Here is a 22,525-nt window from a genome sequence, read left to right on the forward strand (position 1 = left end):
TTGCTCATCTTGCGCCGAATGATCGGTGGAAAATGCGAAACCTTGCGTTTTCCTCCCAATATTTCAATATGAAGCGATGTTCCGGACTCGCTCTTGCAGGTCTGGAACAGGGACGTTCCGGTGGCGCAGGTGAACCGATCATGACGACAGGCACGCGATCCGCGACCGCTTCAGGCAGTGAAAAGCCGGAAACCCGCCAGAAACACGTCATCGACAAGCTCAGAACCTGGGCGAGCAACGGCACGATCGATCCGCGCAGGAAACTGTCGGAATCGAGCCTGGCCGAAGCGCTCGGCGTTTCCCGCACGCCGATCAGGCACGCGCTGGCGGTGCTGGTCGAGGAGGGCGTCCTACAGCGCGTCGGCGCGCGCGGTTACCGGGTGAGGGCCTACAAGGTCGCCGACGTGATCGAGGCAATCGAGCTGCGCTCGATGATCGAGGGTTATGCGGCGAAGAAGATCGCCTCCGATGGTCCGTCACCGGAACTGCTTGCCGCGCTGAAGCAATGCCTTGCCGAGGGCGACGACATTTTCGAAAACGGCGGTATGGACGATCCGGTCAACGAAGAGCGTTATGCGGCGATGAATCTCCGCTTCCACACGCTGATCATCGAGGCGGCCGGCGGCAGCCTTCTGCACCAGCTCACCAGCCTTTTCGACCGCGTGCCCTTCGGTGCGCCGGATTCGATCCGGTTCGACAATATCGGCCGGAAGGACCGCGAGCAGCATCTGCATTACGCCCACTGGCAGCACCATCACATGGTGTCGGCGCTGATCGCGCGGGATGGCGCGCGTGCGGAAAACCTCTTTCGCGAGCACGGGGAGGGCGTCAAGATCAGTCTCGGCATCAGCAAGGGCCTGTTCGCCATCGACGGCTCACGCATCCTGCCGATCGTCGATCCGGACAGTCCGGCCGGCCAAATCAATGCTCCGATAAAGGACGAAGCCGACGATTGAGAGCGGCTGCGTGTCTTGTCGACCTTGCGATTTGGTATCCCAAGTCGTGATTTTCATGAAAAAACGATAACAATCCTGACGCGGATTGTTTTTCCGCACTGCATCAATCCGTGACCAAATATTATGGCCTCAGTTCACTTCGAATGGCCCTCCATAGCGCTTTTTGCCAATGAGCGACGGAGGGGTATTGTATCCCAAAAATGGTTGTTCTATGAATTGCGTGCACCTGGGGAGGGGCCTTGATTTCCGCCGGGCCGTCGAGGCGAGGCTTTGTCCCCGGGCTTGTAGGAGGAGATGGCGGGAGGAGACCGCTGACCTCGTCTGCATGAGACATCCTGAGACGATGCATGTCGTATCCCGAACCGATTTTCCGGCGGGCCGCATGCAGGAGAGAGCAACCGAGGGAAGGTAGGCAAATGGCCAAGAATCTCACCCAGATCCTGAAGGAGAAGGGCAATACCGTCGAGATGCTGCGCAATTCGCGCATCGGCATGTACATCTATCCGGTCGTCGCGCCGGAATTTTCGAACTGGCGCACCGAGCAGGTCGCGTGGCGTGAATCGGCGGTCCTGTTCGATCAGTCCCACCACATGGATGAACTGATCGTCGAAGGCCCGGACGCCGTCAGGTTCCTCGAAGGCCTGGCGATCAACAGCTTCGCCAATTTCGGCGTCGACCGCGCCAAGCACTATGTCCCGGTCACGCCGGCCGGCCATGTGATCGGCGACATGATCATCTTTCGCGAGACGGAGGAGAAGTTCGTGCTCGTCGGCCGCGCCCCGACCGCCAACTGGCTGCGTTACAACGCCTCGCTTGGCAAGCACAACGTCAAGCTGACCCACGACCCGCGCTCGCCGTCGCGCCCGGACGGCAAGGAAGTCAACCGCGTTCATTACCGTTTCCAGATCCAGGGTCCGGATGCTCCGAAGATTTTCGAGAAGATGAACGGCGGTCCGATCCCCGATATCAAGTTCTTCCACGTCGACTGGATCAATATCGGTTCCAAGAAGGTGCAGGCGCTGCGCCATGGCATGGCCGGCGCTCCCGGCCTCGAAGTCTGGGGTCCTTATGCCGAGAAGGACGAGGTTCGCGAGATCATCGTCAAGGCCGCCAAGGATGCCGGCGTCGATCTCTATCTCGTCGGTGCGCGCGCCTATTCGACCAACACGCTGGAATCCGGCTGGATTCCGTCGCCGCTTCCGGCAATCTACACGGGCGACGAACTGCAGGGTTATCGCGACTGGCTGACGGAAGACAGCTATGAGGCGACCGGCTCGATCGGCGGCAGCCTCGTCTCCGACAATATCGAAGACTATTACGTCAACCCCTACGAACTCGGCTACGGCATCTACGTCAAGTTCGACCACGAGTTCGTCGGCCGCGCGGCCCTCGAAGCCATGAAGGGCAAGCCGCACCGCAAGAAGGTCACCTTCGAGTGGAACGCCGAGGACGTGATGAAGGTCATCGCCTCCAACTTCGTTCCGGGCGGTGAGGCCTATAAGTGGATCGACCTGCCGCAGCCGAACTATGCCTCGTCCAGCGCCGACAAGATCATGCACGGCGACAAGCTCGTCGGCATGTCGATGTTCAACGGCTACAGCTACAACGAACGCTGCATGCTCTCGCTCGGGGTCGTCGATGCCGACATCCAGGAAGGCGACGTCCTGACGCTGATCTGGGGCGAACCGAACGGCGGCACGGATAAGACCTCGATCGAAAAGGGGCACAAGCAGGCCGAGATCCGGGTGCGGGTCTCGCCGACACCTTATGCGCGGGAAGCGCGTGAGAACTATGCGGAGAGCTGGCGGACGAAGAAGGACTGAGTTTGCCCTCCCAGGCAGAAGACGGAAGCGGCGTCCGGGAGGGCGCCGTTTTTCGTTGGGGTGAGGGTGGCGCGTGAACTTAAAATTGTTCGCTGTCGGCCCGGAACGGTCATTCCAGAATTTCGGCAGCAGCCCTTGACGGTTTGTTAGTTACCATACATAATTGTTTGGTAGCTAACAAATTAGGATGATTGCTGTGAATAACCGAGTGAACTCGGAATTCTCATCTGTCGGTGGGTGGGCGAAGCGTTGCTATTTTGCCGGCCGGGCTCTGATGGAGACGACCTTACGTCCATACGATCTCGGGTCGACCCAATGGTACGTGCTTTGGCATTTGGCAACTAATGGACCGACCGCGCAACGCGACCTCGTACGCTTGCTCGATCTTGAAAGAGCTACACTGAGCGGAATCGTAGCGGCTCTGGTGCGCAAGGGGCTGGTCGACCAGTCAGCGGGCGGCAAGGATCAGCGTCAGCGCACTCTGCAACTGACCGAGGCCGGGAAGACGCTGTGGAGCGACCTCCCTGACCTTCATTTCATTCACGACGCGGCTTTTGGCGATATCGACCCAGCCGACCTCGCAATTGCAATCCGCGTGCTCCAAACCGCGACCGGGCGATTGCATGATCTTCTTGGGAAAGGAAACAACGAATGACAATTCTGATAACCGGAGCGACCGGACTTGTCGGCGAGCGCCTGGTGCCTCGTTTGGTGGAAGCAGGCTTCACGTGCCGCGTGCTTCTACGCCCTGGAAAGCGGGCTCCTGCGAATGTCGAGGTTGTGACCGGCGACATTCTCGATGTCTCGACGCTCGAACAGGCGGCGCAAGGCCTGTCGGCGGTCATTCATCTGGCGGCAGTCTTTCGCACGCAGGATATGGATATGATCTGGAAGAGCAATCTCGACGGCACCCGCAACCTCATTGCTGCGATAAAGGCCCATGCGCCCGAGGCTCGCTTCATCATGGCCAGTACCGCGCACGTCTATTCCATCGATAATTCGCATCCGGGGCGGGAGGACGACGTTGTCAATCCACAGCATGCTTATCCAGCGAGCAAGCTGGCGGCGGAGCGGGAGTTGCGAGCGAGCGGCCTGACCTGGGCCGTTCTCAGATTTCCATTCGTCTATGGCGATGGCGACGGACACCTTGAAGCTTTACCTGGACATATAGGCACATGGCATCCAGCTCAAAGAATGAGCACGATTCATCACCAAGATATAGCAACCGCGATGCATATGGCACTGGACGGTGCGATGGACGGCCGCGTCGTCAACATAGCGGACGACGCGACCATGTCTGTTTACGAGCTTGTTGGCGTGACCGGAGCAAAGGTGCCTTCATCTTCGGTGCCGCTGCCAAATCCCTGGTACTTGACAATGGATGTCTCTCTCGCCCGCAGCCTTGGCTTCACGCCGGTCGTAAGCACTGTGTACGAAGCTCAGCGAAACGGGCTGATTTAAGCCGACCGTCCATCCCCCATCTTCCCCGGGTTCATGATCCCCTTGGGATCCAGCGCCGCCTTGATGCGGTTCATCACATCCACCGCCTTGCCATGCTCCTTGCGCATGAATTTCAGCTTGGCCATGCCGATTCCATGTTCGCCGCTCGCCGTGCCGCCGACCTTGAGCGCCCGTTCGACGACGCGATCGGCCATCTCCTCGGCTTCCTTCAGGTGCTCCGGATTGTTCGGGTCGATCAGATAGGCGGTGTGGAAATTGCCGTCGCCGACATGGCCGATGATCTGGCCTTTCAGTGTCGAGGCGTCGATATCGGCGCGTGCCGCGACGATGCTTTCGGCGAGCCGTGAGATCGGCACGCAGATATCGCCCGTATAAAGCTCGTAGCCGGGGATGATCTGCTTGGTCGCCCAATAGAGGTCGTGGCGGGCCTGCCAGAGTTTTGCGCGCTCGTCGGCATCCGCCGTCCAGCGGAAGGAGATCGCGTCGTGCCCCTTGGTGATCTCCTCGACGAGCCTTGCCTGTTCTTCCACCCAGGCCGGCGTGCCGTGGAATTCGAAGAACAGCGTCGGCGCGACCGGCATGTCGAGCTTCGAATAATTGTTGACGCCGGCGATCGCCACCTCGTCCAGGAATTCGACGCGGGCGACCGGAATGCCGTATTGCACCGCCTCGATGACCGCTTCCACGGCCTTGGCGACGGTCGGGAACGGGCAGAAGGCGACCGACACCGCTTCCGGGATCGGGTGCAGGCGGACGGTGAGTTCGGTGATCACGCCGAGCGTGCCTTCCGCACCGACGAAGAGATGCGTCAGGTCGTAACCCGTCGAGGATTTTCGCGCCCGCGAGCCTGTCCGGATCGCCGTGCCGTCGGGTGTCACCACCCGGAGAGCCAGCACGTTTTCGCGCATCGTGCCGTAACGCACGGCGGTCGTGCCGCTGCCGCGCGTCGAGGCCATGCCGCCGATCGAGGCGTCCGCGCCGGGATCGACCGAGAACATCAGGCCGGTCTCGCGCAGTTCCACATTGAGCTGCTTGCGGGTGACGCCGGGCTGGACCACGGCAAGCAGGTCTTCAGGGCGGATCTCGACGATCCTGTTCATTTCGCGGGTATCGAGCGAAATGCCGCCGTGGACAGGGATCGTGTGGCCTTCCATCGAGGATCCGGCGCCGAACGGCACGACGGGTATGCCGTGGTTCGCGCAGGTCGAAACGATCGCCGAGACTTCCTCTTCGGTTCGCGGAAAGGCGACGGCGTCGGGCAGGTGGGGGGCAAGGCGCGAGGTATCGTGGCTATGGTGATCGCGGACGGCGGCCGATGTCACCAGCCTGTCGCCCAGAACGTTTTTGATTTCCGCGATGGCCCTGCCGACCGGCGTGACGAGATCGTCCATATGCTTCTTCCTCCCTGATGTTCACGACAACGACTGCATGCCGTCACCGCAGTTCGCCCTCCATGCCGCAACTCCCAAGGGCGGGAACGATGCTTCCGCCGGGTCTTACGGGACGGTTTTGGTGCTCCGACGGCATTCTATCAACCGGTCGCGGGCCGCCATGGGGACCGGTTCTCCTCTCCTCCTCGCGCCACAGATCCGCGTCGGCCGTATTCCCCATACGACACTCTCCGTGTATGCACCGAATGCGCGCTGCGGCATTCTAGACGGTTTGAACCGCGGGTGAAGAGCCTATCGCAAAAATCTCAGGGAACCTGACTTTTTGTATCCCAAAATGAAAAGGCAGCTTGTCGTTTCCGGCCGGATGTGTTGAAATTCCAAGGCTCGGATAGGCGGTGCGGTGGAGGCCGGCATCACCTTGGGAGACCGGGCGTGGGAGGAAATCGGTGTATACACAGCTGTTCCTTACAGTTGCCGCTGCCGTCGACAAGTCAGGGTCGGTTTCGGCTGCGAAGGCATCGTGCCGCCGGCATGTCACAAGATCTTCAGCGCATCGGATCGCCGCTGGTGGGCTGCATCCGGCAATTGCTGACCTCTTCGACATTTCCAAGCGCCGGGAGCCGTCGGCGGCCTGAGTCGCCGTCGCGCATGAGGAGGATATTATGCCGGCCGGAGGGTAGGGAGCCCCGAGGCCTTTTTTCCAGCAAGACCTGGTTTCAACGGGAGGAGAAACACATGAACCTGAAGGCATTGCTCGCTTCGGCCGGCCTTGCGGCGCTTGCCGCGACGGCACCGGTTGTTCCGGCTCAGGCCGCCGAGGTGGAACTGACGCTGTCTCACTGGGTACCGGCGACGCACGCGCTGCAGCCGGGCGGCATGGAACCCTGGGCGAAGTCGATCAAGGACGCGTCCGGCGGGCGCATCCAGATCACGATATATCCCGCATCGCAGCTCGGCGCGGCGCAGGACCATTACGACATGGCGCGCGACGGCATCGTCGATATCGGTTTCATCAACCCGGGTTATCAGCCGGGACGTTTCCCGATCATCGCGGCCGGCGAAATTCCCTTCCTGATCTCGAATGCCAAGGGCGGGTCCCGGGCGCTTGACGAATGGTACCGTCAATATGCGGCCAGGGAGATGAAGGATGTCTATGTCTGCATGGCGATTATTCACGATCCCGGCACGCTGCACGGCATCAAGGGGCCGATCCAGGTTCCGGCCGACCTGAAGGGCAAGAATATCCGCCCGGCTCACGCCACGATGGCCCGTATGGTCAATTCGCTCGGCGCCGCTTCCGTGCAGGTGCCGGCCGGCGAAATGCGCGAACTGATCTCCAAGGGCGGTGCCGACATGACCGCCTCGCCCTGGAATTCGATCTACACGTTCGGCCTGCAGGACGTCACCAAGCACCATCTCGACCTGCCGTTCTACGCCACGACTTTCGCCTTCGTCATGAACAAGGCGAAGATCGACGGGCTTTCGGCCGCCGATCGTAAGGTGATCAACGATCATTGCACGCCGGAATGGGCGGAGAAGATGGCGAGCAAATGGGCCGATGCGGAAGCGGCCGGCCGCCAGAAGATGATCGATGCCGGCGGCCACACGCTCTACAAACCGACGCCGGATGAAGTGGGTCTCTGGAAGAAGGCGACCGGCTCGCTGCAGGGCGAATGGGAAGCCGCGGCCACCAAGGCAGGCATCGATTCGAAAGCCGCCTGGGCAAGCCTCAGCGACACGCTGAAGAAATACGGCGCCGACGTTAAGTGATCCTCCCCGAGTTCCTGACGGGCGCTTCTTAGCGCCCGTCTTCCTTATCCGCTCATCGAGTGCTTCATGAACCGCTATCTCGAACGCTTTAGCGATATCGTCGATCTGGTGGCCGGTGTCCTGCTCGGGCTCTGTACGCTGCTGATCGTCGCCTCGACGATCGGCCGTTATGTCTTTGCCTGGCCGATCCCGGATTCCTTCGACATTTCCCGCTATCTGATCGGCGCCTGCCTGATGTGGGGCTTCGCCTCGCTTGGTTATCGCGGCGGCCATATCGTCGTCGATCTGCTTTACGAGCCCCTGGGGCCGACCGGTCGGCGCATCCTGAATTTCATCTCCTGGGCGCTGCTTTTGGCCTTCACGATCATGCTCGCCTACATGATGTTCTTCCGCCTCACCAGCGCCTATCGGAGCAACGAGGCGACGTTCGACCTGCGCATCGAGGTCTGGCCGCTGATCGGGCTGATCTGGCTCGGCTGCGCATCGGCTGTCGTCACGACGGCGGTGGCGCCTTTCGTCCGGCGGGAGCCGGAAAAAATCGATCCGCTCGAGGGCCATGGCGTATGAGTACCGCTGATCTCGTCGCTATTGGCGGCTTCATCGCCATGTTCGTGCTCATGGGCCTGCGCGTGCCGCTCGGCGTCGCCATGGGTCTTGTCGGCATTTTCGGTTTTGCCGCCATGCGCGGCATCAATCCGGCGCTCAATCTTCTCACCACCTCGCCGATCCGCGTGATCACCGATTTCAATCTGACGCTGGTGCCCTTTTTCATCCTGATGGGCGCCTTCGCCACCAATTCCGGCATGTCGCGCGAATTGTTCCGGACCGGCAATGCCTGGCTTGGCCAGTTCCGCGGCGGCCTGGCGCTTTCGACGATTGCCGCCTGCGCCGGGTTCGCGGCGATCTGCGGCAGTTCGATCGCCACCGCCGCGACCATGACCCGCATCGCGCTGCCGGAAATGCGCAAGGCCGGTTATGCCGATGCGACCTCCACCGGCGTCATCGCCGCCGGCGGTACGCTCGGTATCCTGATCCCGCCTTCGGTCATGATGGTGGTCTACGCTTTTCTGACCGAGACCGATGTCGGGCAGTTGCTGATGGCGGGCATCGTGCCCGGCATCCTGGCGACGCTCATGTATATGGCGACCGTGTTGATAGCGCATGGCAAGCGCCTGCCGCCCGGCACAAAATTCGACCTCAGGGAAGCGTTGGCCTCGCTGCGCGATGTCTGGGCCGTGCTGCTTCTCTTCCTGGCGGTGATCGGCGTGATCTACCTCGGTATCGCGACCGCGACGGAGGCGGCGGCGGTCGGCGCGCTGCTGACAATGGTAATCGGCGTGGTGCGCAAACGGCTCAACACGAAACTCATCATGCGGAGCCTGGTGGAATCGCTCCGCACTTCGGTTTCGCTGTTCAGCGTGCTGATCGGGGCGATCCTGTTCGGCTATTTCCTGGCGATCACCCAGTCACCGCAGAAGCTGACGGCCTTCCTCGTCGGGATGGATCTCGGTCCATACGGCACGCTGACGCTGATCCTCGTGATCTTTTTCATTGCCGGTGCGCTGATGGACGAGATGGCGATGATCATCCTCCTCGTGCCGATCGTCTTTCCCGTCGTCACGCATCTCGGCTTCGACCCGATCTGGTTCGGCGTCATCATCGTCGTCGCCTGCGAGCTCGGCATGATCACCCCGCCGGTCGGCATCAACGTGTTCGTCATCAATTCGATCGCCAAGGACGTGAAGATCACGACGATTTATGGCGGGGTGATGCCATTCATCCTGACGGACATCATCCGCCTGATCCTGCTGATCGTCTTCCCGATGATCGCGCTCTGGCTTCCACAAACCATGCGATAGCGCCCATGCAGATACCAGGTCTGAAACCGTTTTGCGAAGTCCGCGCCGAACTCGGCCCACCGATTGAGAAGGGAGGCGGACCGGGTGTCCGCTGGCGGATTATCCCGATCATCGGCGGCACGGTCGAGGGGGAGCGGCTTTCCGGCCGCGTCCTCAATCTCGGCGCGGACTGGCAAAGCAATTACGATGCAGGTTATTCGGAACTCGACACGCGTTATGTGATCGAGACCCATGACGGGGCGCTGGTCGACATCCGCAATTTTGGCCTGCGGCACGGCCCGCCGGAGGTCTTGGCGAGAATGGCGGCGGGTGAGCCGGTCGATCCGGCGCTCTATTACATGCGTACCACGCCACGTCTCCAGACGGGCGACCCGCGTTACGACTGGCTGAACCGTACCCTTTTCATCGGCACCGGCGAGCGCCTGGCAAGTGCGGTGCACATTTCGATCTTCGAGGTGCTCTGAACCACGATCCACCTGGGCACGGAGGGGAAAAAGGCCGCCGGACTTCCATCCGGCGGCCTTTTTGTCGAGACGTCAATCGAATGGCGATCAGGCCATGTGGATCGTCTTGACCTCGAAATAATTCTCCAGTCCTTCCGGACCACCTTCGCGGCCGACGCCCGACTGCTTGAAGCCGCCGAACGGATGGTGGATATCGACGATCATGCCGTTCACCGTGACGCTGCCGGTGCGCATGCGGCGGGCAAAGGCGTAGCCGCGCTCCGGATTGGCGGTGAAGACGGCGCCCGAGAGGCCGTACATCGTATCGTTGGCGATCCTGACCGCCTCTTCCTCATCCTTGTAGGTGATGATCGACACGACCGGACCAAAAATTTCTTCCTGGGCGATTTTCATGTCCATCGTGACGCCGGTGAAGACGGTCGGCTCGATGAAATAACCCTTGTCGAGGCCGGCCGGGCGACCGCCGCCGCAGGCGATCGTCGCACCGCCGTCGCGGCCGGCGGCGATATAGCCTTCCACGCGGGCAAGCTGGCGGGCCATGGTGAGCGGGCCCATCTGGGTGGTCGGATCGGCAGGGTCGCCGACCTTGATGTTCTTCACCGCGCCGACATAGAGATCGGTGAATTCCTTGGCGCGGGATTCCGGCACCAGGATGCGGGTCAGCGAGAAGCAGACCTGGCCGGTGATCGGCATGGAATAGACCATCAGGCTCGGCAATGCCTTGGCGAAGTCCGCATCGTCGAGAAGCACGGCCGCGGACTTGCCGCCGAGTTCCAGGCTGTAGCGGGCAAGGCGCTCGGAGCAGGCGGCCGCGATCGTGCGGCCGGCAATCGTCGAGCCGGTGAAGGAGACCTTGTCGATGCCCTTGTGGCGGACGAGATAGTCGCCGCCTTCGCGGCCGGCCGGGACGAGATTGAAGACGCCCTTCGGAATGCCGGCCTGCTCGATGCATTCGGCAAGGATATAGGCATCCAGCGGGGTTTCGGGCGAGGGCTTGGAAACGACGGTGCAGCCGGCGGCAAGCGCTGCGGAGACCTTGTAGTTCAGTAGAACCATCGGCGCATTCCACGGCGTGATCGCGGCGCAAACACCGACCGGCTCGCGCACGACGCGGACATTGCCGCCATCGGCGCGCTTGCGGTGGCTGACGAAATCGTCCTTCTCGATCAGGTCCGCATAATAGGTGTAGAGGCCGGGGTTCTGGCCGACGAGCTTCTTGGTCAGGAAGATCGGCGCGCCGACCTGGGTGGTCCAGGCATTGGCGATGTCGTCGAGGCGGGCGGTGAGCAGTTCGGCGACCTTGCGCAGATAACCGGCGCGTTCCTTGTTGCTCATGCGCAGCCACGGGCCGTTGTCGAAGGCGTCGCGGGCGGCGGCAACGGCTTTGTCGATATCGGCATTGGTCGCTTCCGGATAGCGCAGCAGCACTTCCTCGGTCACCGGCGAGATGACGTCGAGCATGTTCGTGCCGGATGGGGCGACCCATTCGCCATTGATGAAGAATTTTTCCGGTGCCTTGAGGACTTTGTCGTTTCTTACAGCGATGTTCATTTCAGTCTTCTCCTCCGACAGAATGATTTCCAGCAGGCGCGGCCCCTTCATGCCCAGAACGTATTGGAGGCATGAGGACAGCTCTTCTCCTTTTTCGCAGCGCACGGCCTTGCAGCCCTGTGCTTCGGCGATCTTGACGAAATCCATGTGGCCGATGTCGACGCCGTCGATGCGACCCGAGCCGCTCCGCTCGGCGATCGCCTTCAGCACCTTGTAGCCGCCATTGTTCAGGATGACGATCAGGAGGTTGGCGTCGTATTCGACCGCCGACCAGATCGACTGGATGGAATAAAGGCTTGAGCCGTCGCCGATCACGGCGATGACCGGCTGCTGCGGGTTTGTCAGCGCCGCGCCGACCGAGCCGGGCAGGGCGTAACCCAGGCCGCCGCTGGCGGTGGCGAAGAAACCGGTCGGTCGTTCGATCGGGAAGAAGTCGTGCAGTGCATCGCGGCCGCCCGGCGCTTCCTCGAAGACGATGCTGTCCGGCGAACGGACGTCGGCGAGCGTCTGGTAGAAGAATTCCTGGGTGATGCCCCTGGGCGTCTTCAGCCTCGGAATGGTGCGGGCCGGCAAGTCGCTCCGCTGCGGCCGGCTGCGAACCCGCTGGACCAGACCTTCGGCCGCTGTGCGCAGATTGGAGATCATCGCATTGCCGGCGATCGCGCCGGCCGCCTGGGCCGGATCGTCGGTGATCAGCCAGAGTTCGGCGCCCGGCGGAATATCCGGGCCGGAGCCCGCGAAATGATAGGTGAAGGCAGGTGCGCCAAGTACCAGCACGAGGTCGGCATTGCCGAGGCAGTTGGTGAGCTTCGGCTGGAAGGCGGGCAGGAAGCCGGCAAACAGCGGATGCCGTTCCGGGAAACTGCCGCGCGAAGATAGCGGACTGACCCAGACCTTGGCCTGCAGGATTTCCGCAAGCCGCACCGTCGCATCCCAGCCGCCGTCGATATCGACGCCGGGGCCGACGACCAGCACCGGTTCCTTCGCATCGTTGAGCCGGGCCGCCAGATCATCGAGCGCGGAGGCCGGCGCGCTGATCACCGTCTCGACGTCGCGGATGGCGATCGGCCGCGCCGGCGCCTGCCAGTCGCTGAGCGGCACCGAGACCATGACCGGGCCGCGCGGCGCCTGCATCGCCATATGATAGGCGCGGGCGATCGCCGCCGGCACGTCTTCGGCGCGCGCCGGTTCGCAGGCCCATTTCACATAGGGTTTCGGAAAGTCCGTCGGGTTTTCGGCGAAGAGGAAAGGATCATGCGGCAGAAGATCGCGGCTCTGCTGGCCGGTGGTGATGATCAGCGGCGCGCGGTTGCGATAGGCCGTATAGATATTGCCGAGCGCATGCCCAAGGCCGGCGGCAGAGTGCAGGTTCACGAAAGCCGGGCCGCGCGTCACCTGCGCATAGGCATCCGCCATGGCGACGACGATCGATTCCTGCAGGCCGAGAACGTAGGAAAAGTCTTCGGGGATGTTCATGAACGTCGGCAGTTCGGTCGAGCCCGGATTGCCGAAGATGCGGTCCATCCCCTTCCGGCGCAGAAAGTCGAACACCGCCTCGGCCACTGTCTGCTGGCGCAGCGCGGTACTGCCGGAGATGAAATCCAGCGACATCTTGTTCATGGTCAGAGCCTCCTCCCGGCCCCTCGGATACGGTCCGAGTACACATGGTCTGCCGGGAGTGTCGCAGATCGCGCCTTGTCTTGGAATTGAAGAATTTCCAAGAATCCATTACATGAAGGCATGGCTTTGGATGTGCGATCGGCTCAAATTGTTCTGGAATGCGCCCGCCGCGGCAGTCTCGGCGCAGCTGCGACGGCGCTCAACATGACCCAGCCGGCGATTACCCGCATGCTGAAACGGCTGGAGGACAGCTATGGCGTGCCGTTGTTCGAGCGGACGACGCGGGGCGTGATGCCGACCGTGTTCGGCGATGCGCTACTTCCTTATGCCAAGTTGGTCCTCTCCGAGATCGGCAACGCGAGTGACGTCATTCAGCAGATGCGGGGCGCAAGCCGGGGCGTGGTCAGGATCGGCGGCGTGGCGAGCGTCGTCAGCGGCTTCATCATCGCCGTCATCGGCGACATGCGCAGCCAGTACCCCGAAGTGCAGTATCAAATCATCGAAGACCTTGAAGACCGCGTGCTGGAAGGTTTGAAGGGCGGCATGATCGATGTCGCCATCTCGCCGGAACCCTATCTCGACGACGATATCGTCATCGCCACGCCGGATGTCATGCACGATACGGTCTCGGTGTTTGCGAGAGCCGACCATCCGATCGTCGCGCGGGAGCATGTGCCGCTTGCCGAAGCGGCAGGGTTCGGCTGGGCCATGCCGCCGCCCGGAACCCCGACGGTTCGGGAATGGCAGCGCCGCTTCCACGACAACGCGCTGGAGCCGGACGCGCCGTCGATCATCTCCCGTTCGGTGCCGGTGCTGAAGGCGGCGGTACTGTCGGAATCGTTGTTCTGCTGGATGCCGCTACCCTTGGTGCGGGACGAGGTGGCGAGAGGCGACATGGCCCGGGTCAACGTGCCCCAGCTCGACTGGCAACGGACATTTCGGGTCTATCGCCGCAAGAAGGGTCTGATGACGCCGCCGACCGCGAACCTGCTGCAGGCCATCCGCCGCGTCAGCGAGACATGGAGCGGCGAAAGCCTCTGAGCGGTTACTGCGTCAATACTGCTTGTCGCCTGCGCTCTTGCCGTCGGAACTCTTCGCGCGTTCCTCGAAGCGGTCGGCGCCCTTGGCAAGATCGGAGCCTTTCTGCGCCTCGACCTTTTTCTCTTGCCTGCGGGTTTCCTGCTTGAAACCGCGTGCGGCCTGGCGGCCCTTTTCGGTCGGTGCCTGTTCGATAGCCATTGGCTCTCCTCCATCGTGCAACTTCGGAATGACCGAACCTGTAAGAGCGGCCAATGTTCCTTAGACAGACGTTGTACGTCCTAAAAGGAGGGATATATGACAACCGCGACGCGGCGACCCGACGCAACGCCCGCGCGGCCGCGTCACATGGCAGGCTTCGCCGGTCAGGCGGTTTTGCCGATCCGCTGCAACGAAGACACTTCCTTCATGTAGGCGCGCCAACCGCCAAAGCCGGTAATGTCGACCGCGCCCTTCAGTGCCAGCGGCTCGGCGAGGAAACCCTTTGCCGAACTGCCGTCCGAGAGCGTGACGGTGCCGATGCCAAGCGGAGCGGGGATCGCCGCGACGAACAGGCCGAAGGCCGCCGGCGTCAGCTTCCAGACCTCCACCTCGATCTCGCCGCCTTCGCCCTCGTCGACGCGCAGCATGCCGGGTTTCGGCGGTACTGTGCCGGCCAGCGCATAAAGCTTGTAGGCAGCCGATGTCCTGGCGGTGCGGGCGAATTTTCCGTCGAGATCGGTAAGCTGATGATTGAGCGGCATGCCGGAAAGATGAGCGCCGACCACGACGATATCGATGAGATCGCCATCGTCTGATATCACCTCTGTTTCAGCGGGGGCGGGGAGAGCCCAGCCGGTCGCGCCGAGCGTCAGCCCGCTTGCCTGATGCACGTCGCGGGCAAGCGTCGCCGTCAATCCGTCCTTGCCGGATGCTGCCAAAAGCGTGACGCTCGCCGGCAGGCCGTCGGTGCGGGTGCCGGTCGGTACGGCGATGCCGCACATATCGAGCAGGTTGACGAAGTTGGTGTAGGTGCCGAGGCGGGAGTTTTCGCGGATCGGCTCCGCTTCCAGATCGGCAACCGTGTAGTGTGCCGGCGCGGTCGGCACGCAGAACAGATCGACCGAGGCGATCAGCGGTGCGAGCTTTTTCTTCAATGTCTGCAGCGCGTAGAAACCGTTGAAGGCATCTGCTGCAAGGAGCGCCTTGGCGCCGCCATAGATCTTTCGCGTCACCGGATGGAGACTGGTTTCCTTCTCGTCGAAAAACGGCTTGATCGCGGCATAACGTTCCGCCACCCAGGCGCCTTCATAAAGCAGGCTGGCGACCTTGTAGAAATCGCCGAAAGGCACTTCTACCAGCCTGTGGCCAAGCTTCGTCAGCATCGACAATGCGTCGGCATAAGCCGCCTCCATTGATATGTCGCCGAAGAACTGAAGATCGGTCTTGGCCGGAACGCCGATCCTCACTATGGGCGGGGCGGCACGGAAACCGGTGGCCGGAATGGAATTCGAATAGGCGTCGGACTCGTCATATCGCGAGGCGACCGAGAAGACCTTCCAGGCGTCATCCACCGTCAGCGCGAAAACCGAGACGCAGTCGAGCGTGCGGCAGGCGGGAATGACGCCGGTCGTCGACAAGGCGCCGACGCTCGGCTTCAGCCCGACGATGTTGTTGAGGCCAGCCGGGATGCGGCCGGAGCCGGCGGTATCCGTGCCGAGCGCGAAGCTGACTATCCCTCTGGCCGTCGCCACCGCCGAACCGGAGGACGAGCCGCCCGGCACCAGTTTCGGGTCGATGGCGTTCTTCGGGATAGGATAGGGCGAGCGGACGCCGACGAGGCCCGTGGCGAACTGGTCGAGATTGGTCTTGCCGACGACGAGCGCGCCGGCCTCCTTGAGCAGGCGAACGACGGTCGCATCCTTTTCCGGCAGATAGGCATAGTCCGGGCAGGCAGCAGTCGTCGGCATGCCGGCGACATCGATATTGTCCTTCACGGCAAAGGGAATGCCGAAGAGCGGCCTTGCCGGGTCGAAGGCGCCGAGCTTTGCGGCTTCTGCAAGCACGGCGGCCCTGTCCGCCAGGTGGATGAAGATGCCGGGATCGTTCACCTCCGCAATGCGCGCAAAGACCGTTTCGATGATCTCGGTAACACTGCCGCCATCCCGATAGAACGCATGCAGCGAGGCGATATCGAAGGCCGGTGTGGTCGAATTCATGCCATTTCCTCTTCCAGTATCTTCACGGGCCGGTCCCATTGGATCAGCACGACGCAGCCGGTATCGCTCCAGACGGAGTGTTCGGTGCCGGGCGCATTGACGATATAGCTGCCGCGCCCGTAATCGCCGGCCTCGTCGGATTGCACGCCGTCCAGCACCAGGATGGTTTCGAGGCCTTCGTGGCGGTGGCGCGGCACGGAAGCGCCCGCCTCGTATTTCAGCAGCGCCACGCCCGGCTGATCGCCGTCGAAGGGTCTGATCCAATGGATCGTGACATCATCACGGAAGGGGGCGAATTCCAAATCCTTCCAGCCGCCCGATGTCAGCAGTTCGCGGGTCGATTCAGGCATCTGCAGTCTCCTTTGGGGCAATCCCCTCCAGGATGTCGTCCACATGGGCTGTCCAGCCGACGATCGCGCCCTGGGCGCGGATCATCGCGATGGCGGCGGCCTTGAACTCGGGAAAATAGCTCTCCGTCGCCTCTTCGGCGAGCAGGCATTCGTAGCCCCGGTCGTTGGCCTCGCGCATGGTCGTCTGGACGCAGACTTCCGTGGTGACGCCGGCAAAGACGAGCTGCGTGATGCTCTTTTCCTTCAGCACATCGCTGAGTTTGGTGGCATAGAAGGCGCCTTTGCCGGGTTTCTCGATCACCACTTCGCCGTCGATGGGCGCCAGTTCGGCCAAGATCGCCGTGCCCGGTTCTCCGGATATCAGCACCCGGCCCATCGGACCTTCGTCACCGATGCGGATCGAAGGACTGCCGCGGTCGCGCTTGGCAGGCGGCAGATCGGAGAGATCGGGCTTGTGGCATTCCATCGTGTGGATGACCGGCAGGCCGGCATCGCGAAAACCCTGGATGAGGCGTTTCACATCCGGCACGATCTTCGTGATGCGGCTGACGTCGTTGCCGAGACTCGCGCCGAAACCGCCGGGCTCGGCGAAATCCCGCTGCATGTCGATGACGATCAGTGCCAGCGCTTCCGGCTTTGCCGGAAAAACGAAAGGTTCTGCCTTGATGTCACCCATCAGTGATGCCCCGCCATGTGGGCGCCGATGACGCCGATATCCGCCCCGCGCGCCGGCGTCTCGTAGACCAGCTTGCCTTCCGAAATCACCATGATGCGATCGGACATTTCGAGCAGTTCATCGAGATCTTCGGAAAGCAGCAATACGGCGGTGCCGGAATTGCGGGCCTTCATGATGCGGGCGCGGATTTCCGCCACGGCCGAGAAATCGAGGCCGAAACAGGGGTTGGACACGATCAGTAGGTCGACATCGCCGGTCAGCTCGCGCGCCAGAACGGCGCGCTGCACATTGCCGCCGGAAAGGGCCGCGATGGGTGAGGAGGACGATGCGGTCTTGACCTTGAAATCGGAGATGAGGGCGGTTGCCCTCTTCTTCATCGAGCCCTTGGAAAGCCAGATCGCATCCTTGCCGTCCGATTTCAGGTCGAAGGTGCGGAAGGCGAGGTTTTCGCTGACCGTCATCTTCGGCGCACAGGCGTTCTGCAACGGTTCTTCGGGGATGAAGCGGACGTTGTTCTTGCGGGTCTCTGGCCGCGTAGCGCCATAGGTTTCGCCATTAACGACGACGCGGCCGGTATCGGTCGGCCGCTGGCCGGCGAGGATTTCGGTCAGTTCCTTCTGGCCGTTGCCGGAAATTCCGGCTATGCCGACGATCTCACCGGAACGCACCGTCAGGTCCTCGATCTCGATCGTCTTCAGGCCGGAACGATCCGGTGCCTTGACCTGCTCCACCTTCAGCACCGGCTTGGCCGCCTCCGGCACCGGCAGGCGGCTGTCGAGTTCGGCGAGTTTCACATCGCCGATCATCATCGCCGCCATGTCCGCCGTGGAAAGTTCGCCGACATTGCCGGTACCGACCAGCTTGCCGCGCCTGAGGATCGAGACCGCGTCGGCGAATTTGGTCACCTCGTGGAACTTGTGGCTGATCATCAGCACGGTCAGCTCGCCGCGTTCGGTCATGCCGCGCACCAGGCCGAGCATCTCGTCGGCTTCCGCCGGCGTCAAAACGGAGGTCGGTTCGTCGAGGACGAGGAAGGAGCGGCCGAGATAAAGCTGCTTGACGATTTCAAGCTTCTGTTTCTCGCCGGCGGCAAGCTCGCTCACCGGCCGGTCGAGCGGGATCTGGAACGGCATGCGCTCCATGAAAGCCGCCAGTTCCTTGCGCTCCTTCGCCCAGTTGATGACCGCCGGCACTTCGCTCCGGCTGATGACGAGGTTTTCGGCACCGGTCAGCGACGGGACGAGCGTAAAATGCTGGTAGACCATGCCGAGCCCATAGGTCGCGGCATCCCGGGGCGAGCCGATCGCCACCTCGCGGCCGTCGACCGACAGCGAACCGGCCGTCGCGTGGTAGAAGCCCATGATACATTTGACGAGCGTCGACTTGCCGGCGCCGTTTTCTCCGAGCAGCGCGTGGAACGAACCGGCGGGCACCGAAATCGAGACGTTGTCGAGCGCGGTGAAGGAACCGAAGCGCATGGTCATGCCGAGCGTTTCGATGCCGACCGCCTTGCCGGTCTGCGGGAGTGGGGTGTCGCGGACGATCGTGCTCATGGAAGCTGGCCCACCAAGGTCTGCGAATTGGAGACGGAACCGAAGACGCCGCCCTGCATCTTCACCATCTTGATGGCGGCGAGGTGATTGCCGTAGTCGGTGGCGCCGCAGCAGTCTTCGAGAAGCAGGCATTCGAAGCCGCGGTCGTTCGCCTCGCGCATGGTGGTCGAGACGCAGACATCGGTGGTGATGCCGGTCAGAATGATGTTCTCGATGCGCTTCTGGTTGAGGATGAGTTCCAGATCGGTGGCGCAGAACGAACCCTTTCCGGGCTTGTCGATGATGACCTCGCCTTCGACCGGGTAGAGTTCCTCGATAATGTCCCAGCCCGGCTCACCGCGCGTCAGGATACGGCCGCAGGGGCCGGGATCGCCGATGCCCGCGCCGATGCGCTGCGAGCGCCATCGCTTGTTGGCCGGCAGGTCGGCGAGGTCAGGGCGGTGGCCTTCGCGGGTATGGATGATGTGGTAGCCTTTTTCACGCATGGCGGTCAGCACGCGCTTGATCGGCTCGATCGGCGCCTGCACCAGCGAGAGGTCGTAGCCCATATGATCGACATAACCGCCCTTGCCGCAGAAATCGGTCTGCATGTCGATGATAATCAGGGCCGTGTTGTCGGGGCGAAGCGCGCCGTTATAGGGCCATGCGTAAGGATCGGCGTCGATAAAATGCCCTTTGACCTCTACCATCGCGTCCATCGTCGTTTCTCCTATTCAGCAGCGGATTTCAGGGTTTCGCCGTAACGGCGCACGGGCTTGTCGAAGCCGCAGGAGGTGCCGTCGGTCACCTTTACCTGCGCTTCCCATGGCAGGCGGTATTTCCCGGCGGCGAGATCGTGCATGTAGCTGTAGGGCGCATCGCCCGCGCCGCCGGCGACGGCGACATAACCGCGATGGCCGAACTGATAGATATTGTTCTCGACGCCCCAGCCGAGCCGCGCCTCGCGCACCAGATCGGGCCTGACTTCGGCGGTGATGATCTCGTTCACCCGGCCGGACGTGCCATGGGCGATGATCGTGCCGTCGAAATTGCAGATCATGCCTTCGCCCATCGAATCGAACGTACCGTCCGAGCCGCACATGCAGACATTGGCCGTGACCATGAGGTTGCAGAAGGCGTTCGACTGGTTGGTGAAGCGCCAGGCATCGCGGATCGGCGCGGTGTAGCCGGCGGTACGGATCATGATCTCGGCGCCCTTGTAGGCGCATTCGCGCGCCATTTCCGGGAACATGCCGTCATGGCAGATGATCAGCGCGAGCTTTGCGCCCTTCGGCCCGTCGATCACCGGAATGCCGAGATCGCCCGGCTCCCAGGGCTCGACCGGCACCCAGGGATGCATCTTGCGGTAATAGAGTTTCAGTGCGCCCCGGTCGTCGATGACGATGCCGGAATTGTAGGGCATGCCGCCTGGGTTCAACTCCATGATCGAGAAGCAGCCCCAGATCGCGTTGTCCCGGCAGGCCTTTTTGAAGGCCGCAACCTCCGGCCCGTCGAGCGTGCACATGATCTCCGGGTTGATGTCCATGGAAAGGCCATGCAACGCGTATTCGGGAAAGACGACGAGATCCATGCCCGGCTGATTGCGCCGCGCCTTGCCGACAAGATCGACGATCACCTGCGTCTGCCTGGCAAGATCCGTCCTGGTTACGGTGACCGGCAGTTGAAGCTGCACGAGACCGATGCCGACGCCGTGTTCGGATTTGTTGAGACCGCCAAGTCCGTTCATCGGATTGCTCCTTTTATTTCGTCAATGAAAGCGCGCCCGGTGCGCCGGCCAGCGAGCGGGTCGGCGAGGACGTCATGATCAGGATGATGAGGGTCAGCACGTAAGGGGCCGCGTAGAAGAGATAGTAGCCTTGCGTGACCCCGACCGATTGCAGCGCCGGCCCGAGCGCGCCGGCGCCTCCGAAGAGAAGGGCGGCGAGGAAACAGCCGATCGGGTTCCAGCGGGCGAAGATGACCAGCGCCACGGCCATCAACCCCTGGCCGGAGGAAATGCCTTCGTTCCAGGAGCCCGGATAATAGAGTGAGAGATAGGCGCCGCCGATCGCTGCCAGCGATCCGCCGACCGCCGTTGCGAGCAGGCGGACGCGGTCGGGATTGATGCCCATGGCGCGCGCCGCATCGGTGCTGTCGCCGACGACGCGCAGGATGAGGCCGAGGCGGGTATTCTTGAAGGCCCAGAACAGGAAGAGGGCGAGGGCCGCGCCGATGAAGAACAGGACGTTGATGTTGAGCGCCGCCTGGACCTGTGGAGTGCTCGACCAGCCGCCCAGCGGAATGGACGGCAGTTTCGGCGCGACCGGCTGGATGAAGGGCTTGCCGAGGAAAAACGCCATGCCGAGGCCGAACTGCATCATGGCGATGCCGATTGCGATGTCGTTGACCTTCGGGAACTTGCAGATCCAGCCGTGGATGAGGCCGAAGACGGCACCCGCCGCCATGGCGGCGAGCACGCCAAGCGTCGGCGAACCGGTCAGGACCGCGACGGCATAGGCCGTCATGGCGCCGAAGACGAGCGTGCCTTCCAGCCCGAGATTGATGCGGCCGGAGCGCTCGGTGATCGTCTCGCCGAGGCTCACGAAGATGAAAGGAGTGGAGACGCGGATGGCGCCCGCGAAGATCGCCAGCGGCACGCCCCAGAGGCCAATACCGTTTTCCATCGTCAGTTCCTTTTCCAGAGGTCGGGATTGAAGATCTTGAAGCGGCCGTAAAAAGTCTCGCAGAAGAGGATGACGATGAAGAGCGTGCCCTGCAGCACCAGCACCGTCGCATCGGGAAGACCCATGCGCCGCTGGATGAGGCCGCCCGACGCATCGATGCCGCCGAGCAGCACGGCGACCGGGATGATCGCCAGCGGATTGTGCCGCGCCAGGAAGGCGACGAGGATACCGGTATAGCCGTATCCGGCGGCGAGCGAGGCGTTGGCGCTGCCCTGCACGGCCGCCACCTCGATCATGCCGGCAAGACCTGCGAAACCGCCGGCTATCGCCGTAAAGCCGACGATCAGCCTGCCGACCGGCAGTCCCTGGATCTGCGCGGCACGGACATTGCCGCCGGCGATGCGGGCTGCGAAACCGTAGCTCGTCACTTCGATCAGAACCCAGGAGACGATGCAGGCGATGACGCCGATGACGAGACCCCAATGCACGTCCATTCCCGGGATGTCGCCCATCATGTAGTCCGCCGGCAGCGGCTTGGTGGACGGCTTGTTGAGACTTGCCGGATCACGCAACGGCCCTTCGACGAACTGGTTCATCAGGGCGATCGCGATATAGGCGAGCAGCAGCGAGGAGATGGTTTCGTTGACGCCGCGATAGTGGCGGAGAAAACCGGCAAGGCCGATCCAGAGGCCGCCGATCACCATGGCGGCGATCCCCATGAAGACGAAAAGCACGATCGGCGCCACGACGCCGACGAACGGCATGGCTGCCGCCGCCGCGGCAACGCCGCCCAGTACGACTGCGCCTTCGCCGCCGATGATGACGAGGCCGAGGCGGGCGGGAAGGGCGACGCAGAGCGCCGTCAGCAACAGGGGAGCGGCGCGGGAAAGGCTGTTCTGGATCGAGAACCAGCTTCCGAACCCGCCGGTGTACATCAGCTGGAAGAGGGTGACCGGCGACTTGCCGATCACCAGGATGAAGATGGAGAAGAGGGCCAGGCCGATCAGGATCGCCACGAGCCCGATCGCCACGGGCTCGGCCCGCCGCGCAAGCCATTCGAGGAGGGGTCGGAGCGAGGCCCCGTTTCCCGCTGCTATGGATAGTCCGGGATCGTTCGCTTCAACCGTCATGGCGCTCTTCCCTTCACGTTAC

The 22,525-nt window shown here is 62.5% G+C and carries 20 protein-coding genes; 9 read left to right on the forward strand and 11 right to left on the reverse strand.

The genetic code is table 11. The features are described from left to right. The first annotated feature begins 140 nt into the window (after nucleotides 1–140). From DMO26_RS12585 to DMO26_RS12600, 4 genes are all read left to right on the forward strand, one after another. The gene (locus DMO26_RS12585; protein WP_162894861.1) at nucleotides 141–956 is read left to right on the forward strand and encodes a GntR family transcriptional regulator; all 816 of its coding nucleotides are present in this window, start codon (nucleotides 141–143) and stop codon (nucleotides 954–956) included. A gap of 416 nt (nucleotides 957–1,372) precedes the next feature. Next, the gene (gene ligM / locus DMO26_RS12590) at nucleotides 1,373–2,779 is read left to right on the forward strand and encodes a vanillate/3-O-methylgallate O-demethylase (protein ID WP_117192424.1); all 1,407 of its coding nucleotides are present in this window, start codon (nucleotides 1,373–1,375) and stop codon (nucleotides 2,777–2,779) included. A gap of 274 nt (nucleotides 2,780–3,053) precedes the next feature. Next, complete coding sequence (locus tag DMO26_RS12595) at nucleotides 3,054–3,434, forward strand: MarR family winged helix-turn-helix transcriptional regulator (protein WP_205421210.1); 381 nt, start codon at nucleotides 3,054–3,056, stop codon at nucleotides 3,432–3,434. After that, nucleotides 3,431–4,240: an NAD-dependent epimerase/dehydratase family protein gene (locus DMO26_RS12600; protein ID WP_117192426.1), complete on the forward strand. Its 810-nt coding sequence runs from the start codon at nucleotides 3,431–3,433 to the stop codon at nucleotides 4,238–4,240. Before DMO26_RS12595 ends, DMO26_RS12600 begins: the two co-directional genes overlap by 4 nt. Here the strand turns inward: DMO26_RS12600 and DMO26_RS12605 are convergent. Next, nucleotides 4,237–5,631 carry an FAD-binding oxidoreductase gene (locus DMO26_RS12605; RefSeq protein WP_117192427.1) on the reverse strand — a complete coding sequence of 465 codons (1,395 nt, stop codon included), beginning with the start codon at nucleotides 5,629–5,631 and terminating at the stop codon, nucleotides 4,237–4,239. The two genes, DMO26_RS12600 and DMO26_RS12605, sit on opposite strands and share 4 nt — an antisense overlap. A gap of 735 nt (nucleotides 5,632–6,366) precedes the next feature. Between DMO26_RS12605 and DMO26_RS12610 the strand changes: the two genes are divergently transcribed. The 4 genes from DMO26_RS12610 to DMO26_RS12625 all read left to right on the forward strand — a co-directional run bounded on the left by DMO26_RS12610 (nucleotide 6,367) and on the right by DMO26_RS12625 (nucleotide 9,724). Further along, nucleotides 6,367–7,401: a TRAP transporter substrate-binding protein gene (locus DMO26_RS12610; protein WP_117192428.1), complete on the forward strand. Its 1,035-nt coding sequence runs from the start codon at nucleotides 6,367–6,369 to the stop codon at nucleotides 7,399–7,401. Between the two features lie 66 nt (nucleotides 7,402–7,467). Then, the gene (locus DMO26_RS12615) at nucleotides 7,468–7,968 is read left to right on the forward strand and encodes a TRAP transporter small permease (protein ID WP_117192429.1); all 501 of its coding nucleotides are present in this window, start codon (nucleotides 7,468–7,470) and stop codon (nucleotides 7,966–7,968) included. Then, nucleotides 7,965–9,260 carry a TRAP transporter large permease gene (locus DMO26_RS12620; RefSeq protein ID WP_117192430.1) on the forward strand — a complete coding sequence of 432 codons (1,296 nt, stop codon included), beginning with the start codon at nucleotides 7,965–7,967 and terminating at the stop codon, nucleotides 9,258–9,260. Before DMO26_RS12615 ends, DMO26_RS12620 begins: the two co-directional genes overlap by 4 nt. Nucleotides 9,261–9,265: 5 nt before the next feature. Beyond that, nucleotides 9,266–9,724 carry a DUF3237 domain-containing protein gene (locus DMO26_RS12625; RefSeq protein WP_117192431.1) on the forward strand — a complete coding sequence of 153 codons (459 nt, stop codon included), beginning with the start codon at nucleotides 9,266–9,268 and terminating at the stop codon, nucleotides 9,722–9,724. Nucleotides 9,725–9,811: 87 nt separating this feature from the next. On the opposite strand, the gene mdlC is transcribed toward DMO26_RS12625, so the two are convergent. Beyond that, entirely contained in the window at nucleotides 9,812–12,895 is a 3,084-nt protein-coding gene (mdlC, locus tag DMO26_RS34935) for a benzoylformate decarboxylase (protein ID WP_205421211.1), read from the reverse strand. A gap of 132 nt (nucleotides 12,896–13,027) precedes the next feature. On the opposite strand from mdlC, the gene DMO26_RS12640 reads away from it, so the two are divergent. After that, nucleotides 13,028–13,936, forward strand: coding sequence for a LysR family transcriptional regulator (locus DMO26_RS12640; RefSeq protein ID WP_205421212.1), 909 nt, complete (start codon nucleotides 13,028–13,030; stop codon nucleotides 13,934–13,936). Between the two features lie 12 nt (nucleotides 13,937–13,948). Here the strand turns inward: DMO26_RS12640 and DMO26_RS12645 are convergent, their stop codons facing one another. The 9 genes from DMO26_RS12645 to DMO26_RS12685 form a co-directional block, all read right to left on the reverse strand. Next, nucleotides 13,949–14,134: a hypothetical protein gene (locus DMO26_RS12645; RefSeq protein ID WP_117192433.1), complete on the reverse strand. Its 186-nt coding sequence runs from the start codon at nucleotides 14,132–14,134 to the stop codon at nucleotides 13,949–13,951. A gap of 164 nt (nucleotides 14,135–14,298) precedes the next feature. After that, on the reverse strand, nucleotides 14,299–16,131 hold the full coding sequence (atzF, locus tag DMO26_RS12650) for an allophanate hydrolase (RefSeq protein WP_117192434.1): 1,833 nt from the start codon (nucleotides 16,129–16,131) through the stop codon (nucleotides 14,299–14,301). Further along, complete coding sequence (locus tag DMO26_RS12655) at nucleotides 16,128–16,481, reverse strand: cupin domain-containing protein (RefSeq protein WP_117192435.1); 354 nt, start codon at nucleotides 16,479–16,481, stop codon at nucleotides 16,128–16,130. The genes atzF and DMO26_RS12655 overlap by 4 nt, the downstream gene beginning before the upstream one ends. After that, complete coding sequence (locus DMO26_RS12660; protein WP_117192436.1) at nucleotides 16,474–17,157, reverse strand: cysteine hydrolase family protein; 684 nt, start codon at nucleotides 17,155–17,157, stop codon at nucleotides 16,474–16,476. The genes DMO26_RS12655 and DMO26_RS12660 overlap by 8 nt, the downstream gene beginning before the upstream one ends. Further along, on the reverse strand, nucleotides 17,157–18,710 hold the full coding sequence (locus tag DMO26_RS12665; RefSeq protein ID WP_117192437.1) for an ABC transporter ATP-binding protein: 1,554 nt from the start codon (nucleotides 18,708–18,710) through the stop codon (nucleotides 17,157–17,159). The genes DMO26_RS12660 and DMO26_RS12665 overlap by 1 nt, the downstream gene beginning before the upstream one ends. Beyond that, nucleotides 18,707–19,408 carry a biuret amidohydrolase gene (biuH, locus tag DMO26_RS12670; protein WP_117192438.1) on the reverse strand — a complete coding sequence of 234 codons (702 nt, stop codon included), beginning with the start codon at nucleotides 19,406–19,408 and terminating at the stop codon, nucleotides 18,707–18,709. Before biuH ends, DMO26_RS12665 begins: the two co-directional genes overlap by 4 nt. A gap of 11 nt (nucleotides 19,409–19,419) precedes the next feature. Next, on the reverse strand, nucleotides 19,420–20,436 hold the full coding sequence (locus tag DMO26_RS12675; RefSeq protein ID WP_117192439.1) for a formamidase: 1,017 nt from the start codon (nucleotides 20,434–20,436) through the stop codon (nucleotides 19,420–19,422). A 13-nt stretch (nucleotides 20,437–20,449) separates the two neighbouring features. Beyond that, nucleotides 20,450–21,373, reverse strand: coding sequence for an ABC transporter permease (locus DMO26_RS12680; RefSeq protein ID WP_117192440.1), 924 nt, complete (start codon nucleotides 21,371–21,373; stop codon nucleotides 20,450–20,452). A gap of 2 nt (nucleotides 21,374–21,375) precedes the next feature. After that, nucleotides 21,376–22,503, reverse strand: a complete 1,128-nt coding sequence (locus DMO26_RS12685) for an ABC transporter permease (RefSeq protein ID WP_117192441.1) — start codon at nucleotides 22,501–22,503, stop codon at nucleotides 21,376–21,378. Between the last annotated feature and the right edge of the window lie 22 nt (nucleotides 22,504–22,525).

This window comes from Rhizobium terrae (genome assembly GCF_003425685.1).
Lineage (GTDB): Bacteria > Pseudomonadota > Alphaproteobacteria > Rhizobiales > Rhizobiaceae > Neorhizobium > Neorhizobium terrae.